The following is an 18,286-nucleotide window of genomic DNA, read 5'->3' on the forward strand; positions in this document are numbered from 1 at the left end:
TCATGCCTTCAATCCTGCGTGTAGATCCTGCAAGCGGCGCACGGTCTTTTCCGGACCGAACTTCAGCGCTTCGCAGATCGCTTCGCCCGCAGCGATAGTGGTGGTGCAGTAGATCTTGTGCTGCAGGGCATTGCGACGAATGGAGTACGAATCGGCGATCGACTGACGACCCTCGGTGGTGTTGATGATCAGCGTGACTTCGTCATTCTTGATCATGTCGACCACGTGTGGACGACCCTCGGTCACCTTGTTCACGCGGCGCACTTTCAGGCCTGCGGCTTCGATCAGCTTCGCAGTGCCGGCAGTGGCGACCACTTCGAAGCCCAAGTTGATCAGATCACGGGCCACGCCTGCAACCAGTGGCTTGTCGTCATCGCGCACGCTGATGAACGCGGTACCGCCGGTCGGCAGCACTTCGCTGGCGCCCATCTGCGCCTTGGCGAATGCTTCACCGAAGGTGTCGCCGACGCCCATCACTTCACCGGTCGACTTCATCTCCGGGCCGAGGATCGGGTCAACGCCAGGGAATTTGGCGAACGGAAACACCGCTTCTTTCACGCTGTAGAAGTTCGGGATGATTTCCTTGGTGAAACCGATCTCTTTCAGTGTCTTACCGGCCATCACGCGAGCAGCGATCATCGCCAGGGAAACGCCGATGCACTTGGACACGAACGGTACGGTACGCGAAGCGCGCGGGTTGACTTCGATGACGTAGATGTCTTCGCCTTGCAGCGCCAACTGCACGTTCATCAGGCCGACAACGCCCAGCTCCAGGGCCATTTTCTTGACCTGTTCGCGCATTTCGTCCTGGATGTGCGCCGGCAGCGAGTACGGCGGCAGCGAGCACGCGGAGTCACCGGAGTGAACGCCCGCCTGTTCGATGTGCTGCATGATCGCGCCGATCACGACGTCTTTGCCGTCGCAGACCGCGTCCACGTCCATTTCAATGGCGCAGTTGAGGAAGTGGTCGAGCAGCACCGGGCTGTCGTTCGACACTTGCACCGCGTCACGCAGGTAACGCTTGAGCTCGTCTTCCTTGTAAACGATTTCCATCGCACGGCCGCCCAGTACATAGGACGGACGCACGACCAGCGGATAACCGATTTTCGCCGCAGCGCGAACGGCTTCGTCTTCGCTGCGCACGGTGGCGTTCGGCGGCTGACGCAGGTTCAGACGCTCGACCATTTGCTGGAAGCGCTCGCGGTCTTCGGCGCGGTCGATGGCGTCAGGGCTGGTGCCGATGATCGGCACGCCAGCAGCTTCCAGAGCGCGCGCCAGTTTCAGCGGGGTCTGGCCGCCGTACTGGACGATCACGCCTTTCGGCTTTTCGACGCGGCAGATTTCGAGTACGTCTTCCAGGGTTACCGGCTCGAAGTACAGACGGTCGGAAGTGTCGTAGTCGGTAGAAACGGTTTCCGGGTTGCAGTTGACCATAATGGTTTCGTAGCCGTCTTCGCGCAGGGCGAGAGCAGCGTGAACGCAGCAGTAGTCGAACTCGATGCCCTGGCCGATACGGTTCGGACCGCCACCCAGAATCATGATCTTGTCGCGACCCGACGGCGCGGCTTCGCACTCTTCCTCGTAGGTCGAGTAGAGGTAAGCAGTGTCGGTAGCGAATTCGGCAGCGCAGGTGTCAACGCGCTTGTAGACCGGGAATACTTCGAGTTTCTGACGGTGCGTGCGCAGGTTTTTCTCGGTCACGCCCAGCAGCTTGGCCAGACGCTGGTCGGAGAAGCCTTTGCGCTTGAGCTTGAACATCAGGTCGCGGTCGATCGAAGACAGACCGAGGGTCTTGACCTTCTCTTCGTCCTTGATCAGGTCTTCGATCTGCACCAGGAACCAGGGGTCGATCATGTTCATGCCGAAGATGTCTTCGACCGACAAACCAGCGCGGAATGCGTCAGCCACGTACCAGATACGCTCGGCGCCCGGCACGGTCAGCTCGCGCTTGAGCACGCTCATGCTTTCCGGATTGCTCAGGTCGAGTTTCTCGTCCAGACCACACACGCCGACTTCCAGACCGCGCAGGGCTTTCTGCAGGGATTCCTGGAAAGTCCGGCCGATGGCCATGACTTCACCCACCGACTTCATCTGCGTGGTCAGGCGCGCGTCAGCCTTGGCGAATTTCTCGAAGGCGAAGCGTGGCAGCTTGGTCACGACGTAGTCGATCGACGGCTCGAAGGACGCCGGAGTCTTGCCGCCGGTGATGTCGTTCGACAGTTCGTCGAGGGTGTAACCCACAGCCAGTTTGGCCGCGACTTTGGCGATCGGGAAACCGGTGGCTTTCGAAGCCAGCGCCGAGGAACGCGATACGCGCGGGTTCATTTCGATCACGACCATACGGCCAGTGTTCGGGCAGATACCGAACTGCACGTTGGAACCGCCAGTCTCGACGCCGATCTCGCGCAGTACCGCCAGCGAGGCGTTACGCAGGATCTGGTATTCCTTGTCGGTCAGGGTTTGTGCCGGCGCAACGGTGATCGAGTCACCGGTGTGCACGCCCATCGGGTCGAAGTTTTCGATCGAGCACACGATGATGCAGTTGTCCTTTTTGTCGCGGACAACTTCCATTTCATATTCTTTCCAGCCGATCAGTGATTCGTCGATCAGCAGCTCTTTGGTCGGCGACAGGTCCAGACCACGGGCGCAGATTTCTTCGAACTCTTCACGGTTGTACGCGATACCGCCACCGGTGCCGCCCATGGTGAAGGACGGACGGATGATGCACGGGAAGCCCAGCGTCTCGAGGACGGCGTTGGCTTCTTCCATGCTGTGCGCAATACCGGAGCGCGGGCACGCCAGGCCGATGGATTTCATCGCCTTGTCGAAACGCGAACGGTCTTCAGCCTTGTCGATGGTGTCGGCGTTGGCACCGATCATCTCTACGCCGAACTTCTCCAGAACGCCTTCGCGCTCCAGGTCCAGGGCGCAGTTCAGAGCGGTCTGGCCACCCATGGTTGGCAGTACGGCGTCCGGACGCTCTTTTTCGATGATCTTGGCCACGGTCTGCCATTTGATCGGTTCGATGTAAGTGGCGTCGGCCATGTCCGGGTCGGTCATGATCGTGGCCGGGTTGGAGTTCACCAGGATGACGCGGTAACCCTCTTCGCGCAGCGCTTTGCAGGCCTGGGCGCCGGAGTAGTCGAATTCGCAGGCCTGGCCGATAACGATCGGGCCAGCGCCGAGAATCAGGATGCTTTTAATGTCTGTACGTTTTGGCATGGGTTGTCACTCAAATCCGCAGGTCAGTCGGCAAGCCGTCTTGATCGATTTCTGAAGTCCCGAAGGGGCCACCGGTGCCGGGGCCGCCCTCGAGGGCTTCTCTCTACAGTCTCAAGGCGAACGCTTAGCGTCGCTTGGCCATCTCGTTGATGAAGCGGTCGAACAGTGGCGCGACGTCGTTCGGGCCCGGGCTCGCTTCAGGGTGGCCCTGGAAGCTGAACGCGCTCTTGTCGGTGCGTTCGATGCCTTGCAGGGTGCCGTCGAACAGCGATTTGTGGATCGCGCGCACGTTGCCCGGCAGGGTGGCTTCGTCGACCGCAAAACCGTGGTTTTGGCTGGTGATCATCACAACGCCAGTGTCCAGATCCTGCACCGGGTGGTTGGCACCGTGGTGGCCATGGCCCATTTTCAGGGTCTTCGCGCCGGAGGCCAGTGCCAGCAACTGGTGGCCGAGGCAGATGCCGAATACCGGCGTCTCGGTTTCCAGCACTTCCTTGATTGCCTGAATTGCGTAGTCGCATGGCTCCGGATCGCCAGGGCCGTTGGACAGGAACACGCCGTCCGGCTTCAGCGCCAGGACATCGGCAGCCGGAGTCTGCGCAGGCACTACGGTGACGCGGCAGCCGCGCTCGACCAGCATGCGCAGGATGTTGACCTTGACGCCATAGTCGAAGGCCACCACGTGATACGGCAGCTCGGAAGCTTCGATGGTCGCGTGGCTGTCGGTTTTCAGATCCCAGACAGTCGAGCGCCATTCGTACTGAGTCTTGGTGCTGACGACTTTCGCCAGATCCATGCCCTTCAGGCCCGGGAAGCCTTGCGCAGCGGCGATGGCCGCTTCTTCGGAGATGTTGTCGCCGGCCATGATGCAGCCGTTCTGAGCGCCTTTTTCACGCAGGATGCGGGTCAGGCGACGGGTGTCGATACCGGCGATTGCCACTACATTGTTGGCTTTCAGGTAATCGGACAAGGACATTGTGTTACGCCAGTTGCTCGCTACCAGCGGCAGGTCACGGATGACCAGGCCAGCGGACCAGACGCGGTCGGACTCGGCATCTTCCGGCGTGGTACCGGTGTTGCCGATGTGCGGGTAAGTCAGGGTAACGATCTGTTGGGCGTAGGAAGGATCGGTAAGGATTTCCTGATAGCCGGTCATTGCGGTGTTGAACACCACCTCACCAACGGTCTGACCGTCGGCTCCAATGGCTTCGCCGCGAAAAATGCTGCCATCAGCAAGGGCGAGTATGGCTGGCTTAGTCAAGAAGACCTCCCGTAAATAACGCATGAAAGGGCAATCGCAGGTTGTAAAAAAGCGGAGTGACGTATGGACACGTCACCCCGCTTCTTCACTGAAATTATTCTGCGCGCTTTTAGTGGACACACTAAAGCTGTAGCTTACAGAAAAGGCCGTTTTTGGTCCACCGCTAAAGAGCCCTAAAGGCCAGAGAATGCGACAGGTCGTCGCCAAGCGGTAAAAACCGGCGCAAAACGTGACGTTTGCGCCGGGTTCAGCAGCAACTCAACGCAGGTCGAGCACGTCTTGCATGTCGTACAGGCCCGGCTCGCGACCATCCAGCCACAGCGCCGCACGCACCGCACCTTTGGCGAAGGTCATGCGGCTCGACGCCTTGTGGGTGATCTCGACACGCTCGCCATCGGCGGCGAACAGGACGGTGTGATCACCAACGATATCGCCAGCGCGCACGGTGGCGAAACCAATGGTTTCACGCTCACGCGCACCGGTCTGACCTTCACGACCATAGACCGCGACCTTCTTCAGATCACGCCCCAGGGCATCGGCAATCACTTCACCCATGCGCACCGCCGTTCCGGACGGAGCATCGACCTTGTGCCGGTGATGGGCTTCCATGATCTCGATATCGACATCGTCACCCAGCACGCGCGCAGCGGTGTCGAGCAATTTCAGGCAGAGGTTGACGCCAACGCTGAAGTTGGCAGCGAAGACAATCGGAATGTCCTTGCCCGCCTCGGCCAGCAATTGCTTCTCTTCAACACTGAAACCGGTGGTGCCGATGATCATCGCTTTGCCGTGTTTGCGGCAGAACGCGAGATTTTTCAGGGTCACGGTCGGGTGAGTGAAGTCGATCAGCACATCGAACTCTTCAACCACACGATCCAGGTCACCGGACAGCGGCACGCCAATACGGCCCAGCGCTGCCAGCTCACCAGCATCCGCGCCGACCAGCGTGCTGTCGGGACGATCGACCGCCGCCGTCAGACCGGCGCCCGGCGTCTGCTGCACCGCTTCAATCAGGGTCTTGCCCATGCGCCCGGCGGCGCCCATCACTGCAATACGTCGCATGCCGACTCCTTACAAATCGCCGAAGAAACGCTTCACACCGTCGAACCAACCGGTGGTTTTCGGCGAGTGGCTGTTGTCGTCGGCCAGGGAGCTGCGGAATTCTTCCAGCAGTTCACGCTGACGACGGTTGAGGTTGACCGGCGTTTCGACAGCCACACGACACATCAGGTCACCGGCACCGCCGCCACGCACTGGCGCGACGCCTTTGCCGCGCACGCGGAACTGCTTGCCGGTCTGCGTGCCTTCAGGGATTTTCAGTTTGACGCGACCGTCGAGGGTCGGGATTTCCAGCTCGCCGCCCAGCGCTGCGTCGACGAAGCTGATCGGCACTTCGCAGAACAGATGCTTGCCGTCACGCTGGAAGATGTCGTGTTCGCGGACATTGATGACCACGTACAGATCGCCCGTCGGCCCGCCCTGGGTACCCGCCTCGCCTTCGCCAGACAGACGAATGCGGTCGCCAGTATCGACACCGGCCGGCACTTTGACCGACAGCGTTTTGTACTCTTCAACGCGACCGTCACCGTGGCACGAGTCGCATGGGTCGGAAATAATCTTGCCTTGGCCATGGCAGCGCGGGCAGGTCTGCTGCACCGAGAAGAAACCTTGCTGCATACGCACCTGGCCAATGCCGCCACAGGTCGGGCACGTCGAAGGCGAAGAGCCTTTCTTGGCACCGGAACCATCGCAGGGCTTGCAGTTGACCAGTGTCGGAACGCGGATATTCACCGACGTGCCGCGCACCGCTTCTTCCAGATTCAGCTCCAGGGTGTAGCGTAGATCGCTGCCACGCTGGGCGCCGCCACGGGCACCGCCGCGACCGCCGCCGAAGAAATCACTGAAGACATCGCCAAAGATGTCCGAGAAGTTCTGACCACCGAACCCGGCACCGCCGCTGCCCATGCTCGGATCAACGCCGGCATGACCATACTGGTCGTACGCCGCGCGCTTGCTGGCGTCGGACAACACTTCATAGGCCTCGTTGGCCTCTTTGAATGCTTCTTCCGAAGCTTTGTCGCCGGGATTACGGTCGGGGTGGTGCTTCATGGCCAGGCGGCGATAGGCCTTCTTCAGGTCCGCTTCGCTCGTGCCCCGCTCAACACCCAATACTTCGTAATAGTCACGCTTTGCCATAAGTTCTTTGCACTCTTAAGGACGTTCGGCAAACCCCTCCTGAGCCTCGCCAAACTCGTTGAGCCCCCATGAAGGCCCGGACCCAACTCACGTCAATTCAACGATCCTGGTCTTGATTGATGCGGTATTTGCGGCGCGAAAAGCAGGAGCATTCCCGGCCATACCACCAACACGCGAGCACTGTCGCATGCTGTAAAAATTCGCGTATTCCAGATACGCCAACGCGGGAGGCAAGCTCCCGCGCGGCGACATCCTACCAGTCACCGCCGCAAGGCAGTCAACCGGGCGACCAACAACTTACTTGTGGTCTTTGACTTCTTCGAACTCGGCATCGACAACGTCGTCAGCCTTCTCAGCCGATTCGCCTTGCGGGGCTGCGCCATCAGCTGGCTGAGCCTGTTCGGCGTACATCTTCTGAGCAACCGGAGCGGAGACTTTCGACAGCTCTTCAACCTTGGCTTCGATGGCAGCCTTGTCGTCGCCTTTGACAGCGGCTTCCAGGGCAACCACAGCAGCTTCGATTGCAGTCTTCTCTTCGGCGGTGACCTTGTCACCGGCGTCAGCGATCATCTTGCGAGTCGAGTGAACCAGTGCATCACCCTGGTTACGGGCAGCGGCCAACTCTTCGAACTTGCGGTCTTCCTCGGCATTCGCCTCGGCATCACGCACCATGCGCTCGATTTCTTCGTCGGACAGACCGGAGTTGGCCTTGATCACGATCGACTGAGTCTTGCCGGTGGCCTTGTCTTTCGCACCAACGTGCAGAATGCCGTTAGCGTCGATGTCGAAGGTCACTTCGATCTGCGGTACGCCACGTGGAGCTGGTGGAATATCGGCCAGATCGAACTTGCCCAGCGATTTGTTCTGTGCGGCTTGCTTGCGCTCGCCCTGCAGAACGTGAATGGTCACAGCGCCTTGGTTGTCGTCGGCAGTCGAGAACACTTGCGATTTCTTGGTAGGAATCGTGGTGTTTTTCTCGATCAGCGCGGTCATCACGCCACCCATGGTTTCGATACCCAGGGTCAGCGGGCTGACGTCGAGCAGCAACACGTCTTTCACGTCGCCGGCCAGAACAGCACCCTGAATTGCAGCACCCATGGCAACAGCTTCGTCCGGGTTCACATCTTTACGCGCTTCTTTACCGAAGAAATCGGTAACCAGCTTCTGCACCAGCGGCATACGAGTCTGACCACCGACCAGAATCACGTCGTTGATCGCGCTGACGTCGATACCGGCGTCTTTCATGGCAATGCGGCAAGGTTCGATGGTGCGCTGAACCAGGTCTTCAACCAGCGCTTCGAGCTTGGCACGCGAGATTTTCACGTTCAGGTGCTTAGGACCGGTCGCGTCTGCAGTGATGTACGGCAGGTTCACGTCGGTCGACTGAGCGGACGACAGCTCGATCTTGGCTTTCTCAGCGGCTTCTTTCAGACGCTGCATGGCCAGCGGGTCACCTTTGAGGTTCATGCCGCTTTCTTTCTTGAATTCGTCAACGAGGTAGTCGATCAGACGAATGTCGAAGTCTTCACCGCCCAGGAACGTGTCACCGTTGGTGGCCAACACTTCGAACTGGTGCTCGCCATCAACTTCAGCGATCTCGATCACGGAAACGTCGAAAGTACCGCCACCCAGGTCGTAAACGATCACGGTGTGATCGCCCTTGGCCTTGTCCATACCGTAAGCCAGAGCGGCTGCGGTTGGTTCGTTGATGATACGTTTTACGTCCAGACCCGCGATGCGGCCGGCGTCTTTGGTCGCCTGACGCTGACTGTCGTTGAAGTAGGCCGGAACAGTGATCACCGCTTCGGTCACTGCTTCGCCGAGGTAGTCTTCGGCGGTCTTCTTCATCTTTTTCAGGATTTCAGCCGAGATTTGAGGCGGGGCCATTTTCTGGCCGTTCACTTCAACCCAGGCGTCGCTGTTATCAGCCTTGACGATCTTGTAAGGGACCATCTGGATGTCTTTCTGCACAACTTCTTCGTCGAAACGACGACCGATCAGACGCTTTACTGCGTACAGGGTGTTGTGCGGGTTGGTGACAGCCTGACGCTTGGCCGATTGACCTACCAGAATCTCGCCATCGTTGGCGTAAGCGATGATCGACGGCGTGGTACGCGCGCCTTCAGCGTTTTCAATAACTTTAGCCTTGCCGTTTTCCAGCACGGAGACGCAGGAGTTGGTAGTCCCCAGGTCGATACCGATAATTTTGCCCATGTTCACTCTCCCGAAACTTTGGATTTTTTTGCCGCAGCAGTGGTGGCTGACTGCGGTAATACTTAAACGCTTGACTTCTAAATGGGGGCCTTGCGGCTAATTTCAAGCCTGCTCGTCAATCGACGGCGAAACCGGCGCCGGTGCCTTGCTGACCACGACCATCGCCGGGCGCAACAGGCGACCATTGAGCTGGTAGCCCTTCTGGAAAACCTTCAGCACGCTGTTCGGCTCAACGTCGGCGCTTTCCTGCATGGCCATCGCCTGATGGTGAACGGCGTTGAACGGTTCGCCATGCGGATCGATCGCTTCGAGCTGGTAGCGCTTGAGGGTGTCGTGGAACATTTTCAGGGTCAGCTCGATGCCTTCGCGCATCGGACGGATGCTTTCATCGTCCGGACTCGACAGCTCAAGGCCGCGCTCCAGGCTGTCCACAATCGGCAGCAAGTCGCTGGCAAATTTTTCCAACGCAAACTTGTGCGCCTTCTCGACGTCCTGCTCGGCACGGCGGCGAACGTTCTGCAGATCGGCAGCAACACGCAGAGACTGATCCTGCGCGGCGGCCAATTGCTCTTCGAGCACTTGCACACGGGTCGCCAGGTCGTCACCCGAACCTTCGGGCGCCTGATTGGCATCTGGATTTTGCGTATCTACTGTCTGTTCGTCAGCCATAGAATTCTCCTTTCAATTTCGTCCGCGAGCCTGACTCGCGCTTCTGCCCCGATATATGGGGCCGCAAAATCAGGCTTCAAGGGCTGCAAGCGATTGACCCTACAAAAAAGTGCTGATTAATCATTCTGCAATGCACTAAGAAAACTTTCTGATCAAGCAAATCGAGCTAAGCAGGGGCATTGTCAGGCCAGAACAAAACACTGTATAAATAACCAGACCTCAAGCCTGGGAGCGGCCTTTATGCTGGTGCACCTGTCCGTACACAACTACGCCATCGTTGAACATCTCGATCTCGAGCTCGATCGCGGGATGAGCGTGATCACAGGAGAAACCGGCGCCGGCAAGTCGATCATGCTCGACGCCCTGGGCCTCACTCTGGGCGATCGCGCCGACAGCGGCGTGGTTCGACCAGGCGCTGACAAAGCAGACATTCTCGCTACCTTCGATCTGGCTGATATCCCCGAAGCGAGCGCCTGGCTGGCCGAGCGCGACCTGGAAAACGACGGGCCATGCATCCTGCGCCGAGTCATCACTTCGGAAGGTCGTTCGCGCGGCTACATCAACGGCACGCCTTGCCCGCTCGGCGATCTCAAAGCCCTCGGCGAGTTGCTGATCGACATCCACAGCCAGCACGAACATCAATCGCTGCTGAAAACAGACACCCATCGTCGCCTGCTCGACGAGTACGCCGGTGCCACCGATCTGGCGCGCCAGGTGCAACTGGCCGCGCAGCGCTGGCGTCAGACTCGCCAGGAACTGGAGCGCCTCTCCAACTCCGGCGACGAACAACGCGCACGCCATCAACTGCTCAGCTATCAACTCGAAGAACTGGAAAACCTCGGGCTCGGCGAAAACGAACTCGAACAGCTTGAACAGGAACACAAGAACCTGACGAACGCCGAAACGCTGTTGGGGATTTGCCGGCAAGTGGTCGAGCAGTGCAGCGAAAGCGATTCCGGCAATGTGCTGAATGCGCTGACCGCCAGCCTCAATCGCCTGTCCAGCGTGAACAATTCGGTGGGTGCGCTGGGTGAGGCCAGCAGCCTGTTGACGAGCGCGCAAATTCAGGTGGAAGAAGCGGTCGGCGAACTCAACCGCTTCCTCGACAACTTCGATGCCGACCCGGCTCGCCTGCAATATCTGGAAGAGCGCCTTGATGCGATCTACACCCTGGCGCGCAAACACCGGATTCAACCGACCGAAGTCGGCGAGATGCAGCAGAAACTGCTGGATGAAATCGAAACCCTCAACGCCAATGACGAATCCATCGAACGCCTGGGCGAAGAACTGGCCTCTTACGCCCGCCACTATCAAGAGAAAGCCCGCGAGCTCAGCGATCTTCGCCATCAGGCCGCTGGCAGCCTCGCCAGCGCTGTCGAGCAGGAAATTCAGCGCTTGGGCATGCCCGGAGGCCGGTTCACCATTGAACTGAACGCCAACAGCAGCGACGAATTGCTGCCGAACGGGCTGGAACAGGTCGAACTGCTGGTCAGCGCCAACCCCGGCCAACCGCTCAAGGCGCTGGCCAAAGTTGCTTCCGGCGGTGAGTTATCGCGAATCAGTCTGGCGATCCAGGTAATCACCGCACAAACATCGCGTGTGCCGACGCTGGTATTTGATGAAGTTGACGTGGGTATTGGCGGACCGACTGCCGAGATCGTCGGTCAGCTACTGCGACGCCTCGGTGATCGCGGACAGGTATTGACCGTGACCCACTTGCCACAAGTCGCGGCGCAGGGGCATCAACATCTGTTCGTGCACAAGGTCCGCGACGAGAAGGCGACTCACACCGCTGTCGCGAAGCTGAGCAAGAATGAACGCATCGAAGAAGTCGCGCGCATGCTCGGCGGCATCGATCTGACCAAGGAATCGCTGGCCCACGCGAAAAAAATGGTGGTGACCGCCAAGGCGTAACGGATAGTAGAAAGCACGAAGGCGACCCTTGGGTCGCCTTCGTTCGTTTCGCGAATGTGAAATTCGCGCGACATGCTTACTTTTTCTTGCGTACGTACAGCACGAGATTGTGATCAACCATCTCGAAGCCGTGCTTCTCAACGATCGACTTCTGAAGCTTTTCGATTTCTTCGTCGAAGAATTCGATCACTTCACCCGACTCCACGTTGACCATATGGTCGTGGTGGCCACCGTCAGCCAGTTCGAAGACCGCGTGGCCGCCGTCGAAGTTGTGGCGGACCACGAGGCCGGCCGCTTCGAACTGGGTCAGAACACGGTAAACCGTGGCCAGACCGACGTCCTCGCCAGCTTCCATCAACGCCTTGTAGACGTCCTCGGCACTCATGTGGCGCTGCTCGGTAGAGTCGAGCATTTGCAGGATCTTGACCCGTGGCAGGGTCACTTTGAGGCCGGCTTTGCGTAGTTCGCTATTTTCAACCATGGTCAGCTTTCTCGCGATGCTGCTTCGCAGCTTCTCTTAATGCGGGTATGATCGGCGTTTACGTTGTCCCAGCCAAGATAGTGGAAGTCGCCCACCGATGCAAAACACCAAGCTCTTGCTAACCAGTTTCACCTTTGTGGGACTGCTCGCACTCGCCGGTTGTTCATTCCCCGGGGTTTACAAAATCGACATCCAGCAGGGCAATGTCGTCACGCAGGACATGATAGACCAGTTACGCCCGGGAATGACCCGGCCGCAAGTACGGTTTATCATGGGCAACCCTCTGCTTGCCGACACGTTCCATGCCGATCGCTGGGATTATCTGTACAGCCTGCAACCGGGTGGCGGTGAACGCCAGCAGGAACGAATCAGCGTTATCTTCAATTCCAACGACCAGCTAGTCAGCCTGTCCGGTGACTTCATGCCCGGCGTGAGCCGTGACGAAGCCATTCTCGGCAAGGACAGCGGTACGACCGTGACCGCGCCTGCTGAAAACGCCGAGAAGCCAGAAGCTGAAAAACCAGCCAAGCCAGGCTCCTTGCTGGATCAGATCCAGAAGGACGTCGATGGTGTGGAAACCGTACCGGTTCCGACACCAGAGCCGCTCGACACCTCGCCGCAGTAATAGGCGAGGCAAAAAAAACCCGGACATTCCGGGTTTTTTATTGCCTGCCGTTTAGCCTGATCAAATATTCCGTGCTTTTGCCTCGGCAGCCTTGGCCGCACGCAAACGTCGAACTTCTTTGGGGTCAGCCAGCAGCGGTCGATATATTTCGATCCGGTCACCCGCCTGCACAGCGCGAGAATCCGCGTCAGTCACGACCTTGCCAAAAATCCCCAGTGGACACTCCGCCAGATTCAGCTCAGGAAATTCGGCCGCGATGCCCGATTCGTGCACGGCCGCCCGGACGGTGGCGCCTTCAGCCACGCTGATCGCACGCAAAACCTGCCGATCAACTGCCGCGTACACAACTTCTATGTCGATCACCGGCTCAACCGTGCATCTGCTTGGCGCGCTGGCAGAAAGCGTCCACCAATTGATTGGCCGCCTGATTGAACAATGGCCCCAACGTAGCGCGTACCAGCGGACCGGCGTAATCGAACGACAGATCCAGACTGATCTTGCAGGCCTTTTCGTTCAGCGCCTTGAATACCCAGATGCCGTGCAACTGAGTGAACGGGCCTTCTTCAAGATTCATCTCGATCGACTGCCCTGGCACCAGCGTATTGCGCGTGACGAAATGCTGGCTGAGGCCGCCTTTGGCCACACCGACACTGGCGCGCATTTGCTCCGGCGAGCTTTCCAGCACTTCTGCCTCCGAGCACCACGGCAAAAACTCCGGGTACCGCGCGACATCGTTGACCAGGTCGTAGAGAAATTGCGCCGGGTACGGCAGGAGCGCGGATCGTTGGATATGTGTCGTCATGTAAGCGTTACTTCCAGAGCTGAGCGGCAAAGACTACAAGAATGCCGATAGGCGCCACGTAGCGCATCAGGAACAGGGACAGGGCAAACAGAACCGGGTTGCGAATGGACAGTTCATCCCGCACCGCTTCACGCCCCATCACCCATCCCGCGAACAGCACGAAACACAAGCCACCGAGGGGCAACATGATCCGCGAGGTGAAGAAATCGATCACGCCGAAGAAATCCAGACCGCTCTGCGCGCCCCATTGGTAGAGGCTGAACATTCCGCCTTCGTTCACGAAAAACTTGGCTTCCTTCCATATATTGAAAGAAAACACCGTGCCCAGACCGACGAACCAGCAGGTAAAGGCCAGGCAGAACGTGACCCAGGCGCGACTGATTTTCGTGCGCTCGACCAGGTAAGCGACCATCGGCTCAAGCAGCGAAATCGCCGAACTCCACGCTGCCACCGCGACCAGTACAAAAAATACCACGCCCATCAACTGGCCGAAAACCACGTTGCCAAAGGCAAAGGGCAGACTGACAAACATCAGCCCCGGCCCCTCACTCGGGTTCAGGCCGGCTGCAAACACAATCGGAAACAATGCCAGACCAGCAACCAGCGACACGAACGTATCAAGCAACGCGACACCCACGACGGTACGCGACAGCGAGGTGTTCTTCGGCATGTAGGCGCCGTAGATCATGATCGAGCCGACACCGACGCTCAGCGAGAAGAACGCGTGGCCCATCGCCGGCAGCAAGCCATCCAGAACTTTCTCCGGATGGAAGTCGAACATGAAATGCACGCCCTCCATGAAATGCCCGGTGGTCATGCTGTAGCCCAGCAGCACCAGAATCATTACGAACAACAGCGGCATCATGATCCGCAGGCTGCGTTCCAGGCCGGCAACCACGCCCCTGGCGATGACGAACGCCGACAGCAGCATGAAAATCGTGTGCCAAAGTGTCAGCCGCCATGGATCGGCAATGACATTGCCGAAATACGCGCCAACCTGATCAGGTGTCGCGCCCTGGAAATCACCGCGCCCCATGTCGACGATGTAATCCAGCGACCAGCCGCCGACCACACTATAGAAAGACAGAATCAGCAACGCCGTGATCATCCCGGCGAAGGCGCCCCACGACCACTTGGGCGAATGCCCGGCTTCCAGCGCCAGCACCTTCAAGGCGTTCGCCGGACTTTGCCGGGCGCGCCGGCCGATCAGGGTTTCAGCGAGCATCACCGGCACGCCGATCAGCGCGATACACGCCAGAAACATCAGCACGAAGGCACCGCCACCGTAGACCCCGACCATGTAGGGGAATTTCCAGATACTACCCAGTCCCACGGCCGAACCGGTCGCGGCGAGTATGAATACCCAGCGGCTAGCCCAACTGCCGTGGACAGAAACCTTGTCTGTCGACATCGTTTATCACGCCCAAGCGTTAGAAAAAGAGGCCGCATTGTCCGGGATTCACTCAACCTGCTCAAGCACGCAGCAACACCGTAGCCGACAGCCGAACAACTCCATATAATGCCGCCCCTATGGCTAAACAGAAGAAACACCCAACAGGGACCATCGCGCAGAACAAAAAGGCGCGACACGATTACTTCATCGAGCACAAGTTCGAGGCCGGTCTGGTCCTGGCCGGCTGGGAAGTAAAAAGTCTGCGGGCGAGCAAGCTGCAACTGGTCGACAGCTATGTGCTGCTCAAGGACGGCGAAGCTTGGTTGCTCGGCAGCCACATCACGCCGCTGATGACCGCGAGCACTCACGTCATCGCCGACCCGGTGCGCACACGTAAACTGCTGCTCAACCGCCGCGAGCTGGACAAGCTTGCCGCCGCCGTGCAGCAGAAGGGTTACGCCTGCGTCTGCCTGTCCTGGTACTGGAGCAAGCACATGGTCAAGTGCGAGATTGCTCTGGGCAAGGGCAAGAAGGAATACGACAAGCGTGACACCGAGCGCGAGCGCGACGCCGGTCGTGAGTTGCAGCGTGCGGTGCGCAACAAGGGCAAGGAAGACTGACTTCCCCCCCCTTGAAAGCAAAGATCGCAGCCTGTGGCACCTCCTACAGGGAAATATTCCCGTGCAGGAGCTGCCGCAGGCTGCGATCTTTTGCTTTATAAAATCACATCCCCTTGCGCCGCTCCGCACGCGCCATGCGCTGCACCTCCTGACGCACCTCTTCCAGCACTTCCTGCACATACAGAATGTGTCGGCTGGACACTTCCCGCGCCTGCTCGGCACGCCCTTCGATAATCGCCAGATACAATTCCCGATGCTGTGAGATCAGCATGTCGCGGGTTTCCGCACGCTGTTTGTACATGCCGCCAATGTTGGTCACGACGTTACGCTTGAGCAGATCGAACAACCCGCGAATGGTATGCAGCAGTACGGCGTTGTGGCTCGCCTCGGCAATCGCCAGATGAAATTTTGCATCGGCGGCGCCCTCCTCCGCTCGACTGACTTCCTCGTGCCGCGAATAGCAATCCTGCAGCTCCTCGAACGCGGCGGTCAGGCGCTCGCGATCCACATCGGTGGCGCGCAATGCAGCGTAATAAGCGCACGATGCTTCCAAAGTGTGCCGAAACTCCAACAAATCCCGCTGCGCCTCGGGGTTACTTTCGAGCAGTTGCAACAGCGGATCGCTGAACGTCGACCCCAGGCTTTCGACCACATAGTTGCCGCCGCCCTGACGGCTGACCAACAAGCCCTTGGCTGCGAGTTTCTGGATCGCTTCGCGCAGCGACGGACGTGATACGCCAAATTGCTCGGCCAGCGTACGCTCCGCCGGCAGCCGCTCGCCGGACTTCAGCGTGCCCTCGAGAATCATCCCCTCAAGCCGCTCGACGATGTCATCAGACAAACGGCGCGAACGTATCTGATCAAACCCCATAACTCATTTCTCCACGATCCCGACCGCTCGCCGGGCTCTCTATTCTGGCCTATCGGCGCCCTGCCGGCACCTGGCAGACATCATTTGCCGAAAGCGGAACAGATGACCTCAGCACTGCATGTTCGACAAAAGTTTTAGAGCGGCAAATTGACACACCGTCATCAAGGCTTTTACCCTAGCCAACAGCGATTGTAAATTGGTCTTACCAATTATCCAAGAACGCTGACAGTGCCTGACCAACAACAATTAGGGGCCACCCCACTATGCAAACCTGGCAACAGCTCTACAGCCCGCTCGGCAGTCTCGGCGTCTCCGCACTCGCGGCCGTCATTCCTATCGTGTTCTTCTTTCTCGCCCTGGCGGTGTTTCGCCTCAAAGGCCATGTCGCGGGCAGCATCACGCTGGCACTGTCGATTGCCGTGGCGATCTTCGCCTTCCAGATGCCCGTGGACATGGCTTTCGCCGCCGCCGGATATGGCTTCGCTTATGGTCTGTGGCCGATTGCCTGGATCATTGTCGCAGCGGTGTTCCTCTACAAACTGACGGTGAAAAGCGGTCAGTTCGAGGTCATCCGCAGCTCGGTCCTGTCGATCACCGATGACCAGCGCCTGCAGGTGTTGCTGATCGGTTTCTGCTTCGGCGCATTTCTGGAAGGTGCCGCCGGTTTCGGCGCGCCAGTGGCAATTACTGCCGCACTGCTGGTAGGACTGGGCTTCAATCCGCTGTACGCCGCCGGCCTGTGCCTGATCGCCAACACTGCACCGGTAGCCTTCGGCGCCCTGGGGATTCCGATCATCGTCGCCGGCCAGGTCACCGGCATCGACGCCTTCAAGATCGGCGCCATGACCGGTCGGCAATTGCCGCTGCTGTCGCTGTTCGTGCCGTTCTGGCTGGTGTTCATGATGGACGGCTTGCGTGGTGTTCGCGAAACCTGGCCAGCCGCGCTGGTGGCAGGTTTGAGCTTCGCCATCACCCAATACTTCACCTCGAATTTCATCGGCCCGGAACTGCCGGACATCACCTCGGCACTGGCCAGCCTGATTTCCCTGACCCTGTTCCTGAAAATCTGGCAGCCAAAACGTGCAGCCGGCCAACACATCGCCGGCGCCGTTTCTGCTTCGGTGGTGAGCGCCAGCGTCGGCGGTTTCGGTCAGAAGCGCACTACTGTGGCTTCGCCTTACAGCCTCGGGGAAATTTTCAAGGCCTGGTCGCCCTTCCTGATCCTCACCGTACTGGTGACGATCTGGACGCTGAAGCCTTTCAAAGCGATGTTTGCTAGCGGTGGCTCGATGTACAGCTGGGTGTTCAACTTCGCGATTCCGCACCTTGATCAATTGGTGATCAAGACTGCGCCGATCGTGGCCAATCCAACGGCCATTCCAGCGGTATTCAAACTCGACCCGATTTCCGCCACCGGCACGGCGATTTTCTTCTCTGCGCTGATTTCGATGCTGGTGCTGAAGATCAATTTCAAAACTGGTCTGACCACTTTGAAAGAGACCTTCTACGAGCTGCGCTGGCCAATCCTGTCGATCGGCATGGTGCTGGCGTTCGCCTTCGTCACCAATTACTCCGGCATGTCCTCGACCATGGCCCTGGTGCTGGCGGGTACTGGCGCGGCGTTCCCGTTCTTCTCGCCGTTCCTCGGTTGGCTGGGCGTGTTCCTCACAGGTTCCGATACTTCGTCGAACGCGCTGTTCAGTTCGTTGCAAGCGACCACTGCGCACCAGATCGGCGTCAACGACACCCTGCTGGTGGCGGCCAATACCAGTGGCGGCGTGACCGGCAAGATGATCTCGCCGCAATCGATCGCCGTGGCCTGCGCCGCGACCGGGCTGGTGGGCAAGGAATCGGATCTGTTCCGCTTCACCCTCAAGCACAGCCTATTCTTTGCAACGATTGTCGGCTTGATCACCTTGGCTCAGGCCTACTGGTTCACCGGCATGCTGGTGCATTAAGCCTACAAGCAACACAGCAATAACCGACGCCGGCCCGTGATCCGGCGTCAGCCATTCACC

Annotated in this window: 15 protein-coding genes; 4 read left to right on the plus strand and 11 right to left on the minus strand. The window is 59.0% G+C overall.

Features of this window, described 5'->3' with window-relative positions:
• From carB to grpE, 6 genes are all read right to left on the minus strand, one after another.
• Positions 1–3,222, minus strand: coding sequence for a carbamoyl-phosphate synthase large subunit (gene carB, locus CXF97_RS09095; RefSeq protein WP_039759558.1), 3,222 nt, complete (start codon positions 3,220–3,222; stop codon positions 1–3).
• Between the two features lie 124 nt (positions 3,223–3,346).
• Positions 3,347–4,483, minus strand: a complete 1,137-nt coding sequence (gene carA, locus CXF97_RS09100; RefSeq protein ID WP_039759561.1) for a glutamine-hydrolyzing carbamoyl-phosphate synthase small subunit — start codon at positions 4,481–4,483, stop codon at positions 3,347–3,349.
• A 258-nt stretch (positions 4,484–4,741) separates the two neighbouring features.
• Positions 4,742–5,545, minus strand: a complete 804-nt coding sequence (gene dapB, locus CXF97_RS09105) for a 4-hydroxy-tetrahydrodipicolinate reductase (protein WP_016771766.1) — start codon at positions 5,543–5,545, stop codon at positions 4,742–4,744.
• A gap of 9 nt (positions 5,546–5,554) precedes the next feature.
• Positions 5,555–6,679: a molecular chaperone DnaJ gene (gene dnaJ / locus CXF97_RS09110; RefSeq protein WP_101158086.1), complete on the minus strand. Its 1,125-nt coding sequence runs from the start codon at positions 6,677–6,679 to the stop codon at positions 5,555–5,557.
• 297 nt (positions 6,680–6,976) lie between these two features.
• The gene (dnaK, locus tag CXF97_RS09115) at positions 6,977–8,893 is read right to left on the minus strand and encodes a molecular chaperone DnaK (RefSeq protein ID WP_101158088.1); all 1,917 of its coding nucleotides are present in this window, start codon (positions 8,891–8,893) and stop codon (positions 6,977–6,979) included.
• Between the two features lie 102 nt (positions 8,894–8,995).
• Positions 8,996–9,562: a nucleotide exchange factor GrpE gene (gene grpE, locus CXF97_RS09120; protein WP_039759570.1), complete on the minus strand. Its 567-nt coding sequence runs from the start codon at positions 9,560–9,562 to the stop codon at positions 8,996–8,998.
• A gap of 240 nt (positions 9,563–9,802) precedes the next feature.
• On the opposite strand from grpE, the gene recN reads away from it, so the two are divergent.
• Positions 9,803–11,476, plus strand: a complete 1,674-nt coding sequence (recN, locus tag CXF97_RS09125; RefSeq protein ID WP_101158090.1) for a DNA repair protein RecN — start codon at positions 9,803–9,805, stop codon at positions 11,474–11,476.
• 76 nt (positions 11,477–11,552) lie between these two features.
• Here recN and fur read toward each other — a convergent pair whose 3' ends face one another.
• The gene (gene fur / locus CXF97_RS09130) at positions 11,553–11,957 is read right to left on the minus strand and encodes a ferric iron uptake transcriptional regulator (protein WP_016771770.1); all 405 of its coding nucleotides are present in this window, start codon (positions 11,955–11,957) and stop codon (positions 11,553–11,555) included.
• Between the two features lie 97 nt (positions 11,958–12,054).
• Here fur and CXF97_RS09135 point away from each other — a divergent pair, with 97 nt between their 5' ends.
• Positions 12,055–12,582, plus strand: coding sequence for an outer membrane protein assembly factor BamE (locus CXF97_RS09135; protein ID WP_090281698.1), 528 nt, complete (start codon positions 12,055–12,057; stop codon positions 12,580–12,582).
• A 60-nt stretch (positions 12,583–12,642) separates the two neighbouring features.
• On the opposite strand, the gene CXF97_RS09140 is transcribed toward CXF97_RS09135, so the two are convergent.
• From CXF97_RS09140 to CXF97_RS09150, 3 genes are read right to left on the minus strand one after another with little or no spacing between them, the layout of a single operon-like run.
• On the minus strand, positions 12,643–12,945 hold the full coding sequence (locus CXF97_RS09140) for an RnfH family protein (protein ID WP_256589742.1): 303 nt from the start codon (positions 12,943–12,945) through the stop codon (positions 12,643–12,645).
• Between the two features lie 4 nt (positions 12,946–12,949).
• A complete protein-coding gene (locus CXF97_RS09145; protein ID WP_042608855.1) occupies positions 12,950–13,384 on the minus strand; it encodes a type II toxin-antitoxin system RatA family toxin in 435 nt (144 codons plus the stop codon).
• 7 nt (positions 13,385–13,391) lie between these two features.
• Positions 13,392–14,795 carry a sodium-dependent transporter gene (locus CXF97_RS09150; protein ID WP_101158094.1) on the minus strand — a complete coding sequence of 468 codons (1,404 nt, stop codon included), beginning with the start codon at positions 14,793–14,795 and terminating at the stop codon, positions 13,392–13,394.
• Between the two features lie 119 nt (positions 14,796–14,914).
• Here CXF97_RS09150 and smpB point away from each other — a divergent pair, with 119 nt between their 5' ends.
• Positions 14,915–15,397, plus strand: coding sequence for an SsrA-binding protein SmpB (gene smpB, locus CXF97_RS09155; protein ID WP_007953781.1), 483 nt, complete (start codon positions 14,915–14,917; stop codon positions 15,395–15,397).
• 103 nt (positions 15,398–15,500) lie between these two features.
• On the opposite strand, the gene CXF97_RS09160 is transcribed toward smpB, so the two are convergent.
• Positions 15,501–16,268, minus strand: a complete 768-nt coding sequence (locus tag CXF97_RS09160) for an FCD domain-containing protein (protein ID WP_101158096.1) — start codon at positions 16,266–16,268, stop codon at positions 15,501–15,503.
• A 263-nt stretch (positions 16,269–16,531) separates the two neighbouring features.
• Between CXF97_RS09160 and CXF97_RS09165 the strand changes: the two genes are divergently transcribed.
• Positions 16,532–18,226 (plus strand): lactate permease LctP family transporter, encoded by a 1,695-nt coding sequence (locus tag CXF97_RS09165; protein WP_101158098.1) that lies wholly within the window; start codon positions 16,532–16,534, stop codon positions 18,224–18,226.
• Positions 18,227–18,286: the final 60 nt, after the last annotated feature.

Source organism: Pseudomonas sp. Choline-02u-1 (assembly GCF_002836515.1).
GTDB lineage: Bacteria > Pseudomonadota > Gammaproteobacteria > Pseudomonadales > Pseudomonadaceae > Aquipseudomonas.

Coding starts and splice junctions, on each gene's coding strand:
- fur (WP_016771770.1), bottom strand. CDS start 11,957: ATGGTTGAAAATAGCGAACTACGCAAAGCCGGCCTCAAAGTGACCCTG.
- CXF97_RS09145 (WP_042608855.1), bottom strand. CDS start 13,384: ATGACGACACATATCCAACGATCCGCGCTCCTGCCGTACCCGGCGCAA.
- grpE (WP_039759570.1), bottom strand. CDS start 9,562: ATGGCTGACGAACAGACAGTAGATACGCAAAATCCAGATGCCAATCAG.
- dnaJ (WP_101158086.1), bottom strand. CDS start 6,679: ATGGCAAAGCGTGACTATTACGAAGTATTGGGTGTTGAGCGGGGCACG.
- carB (WP_039759558.1), bottom strand. CDS start 3,222: ATGCCAAAACGTACAGACATTAAAAGCATCCTGATTCTCGGCGCTGGC.
- CXF97_RS09135 (WP_090281698.1), top strand. CDS start 12,055: ATGCAAAACACCAAGCTCTTGCTAACCAGTTTCACCTTTGTGGGACTG.
- CXF97_RS09165 (WP_101158098.1), top strand. CDS start 16,532: ATGCAAACCTGGCAACAGCTCTACAGCCCGCTCGGCAGTCTCGGCGTC.
- smpB (WP_007953781.1), top strand. CDS start 14,915: ATGGCTAAACAGAAGAAACACCCAACAGGGACCATCGCGCAGAACAAA.
- CXF97_RS09150 (WP_101158094.1), bottom strand. CDS start 14,795: ATGTCGACAGACAAGGTTTCTGTCCACGGCAGTTGGGCTAGCCGCTGG.
- dapB (WP_016771766.1), bottom strand. CDS start 5,545: ATGCGACGTATTGCAGTGATGGGCGCCGCCGGGCGCATGGGCAAGACC.
- recN (WP_101158090.1), top strand. CDS start 9,803: ATGCTGGTGCACCTGTCCGTACACAACTACGCCATCGTTGAACATCTC.
- CXF97_RS09160 (WP_101158096.1), bottom strand. CDS start 16,268: ATGGGGTTTGATCAGATACGTTCGCGCCGTTTGTCTGATGACATCGTC.
- dnaK (WP_101158088.1), bottom strand. CDS start 8,893: ATGGGCAAAATTATCGGTATCGACCTGGGGACTACCAACTCCTGCGTC.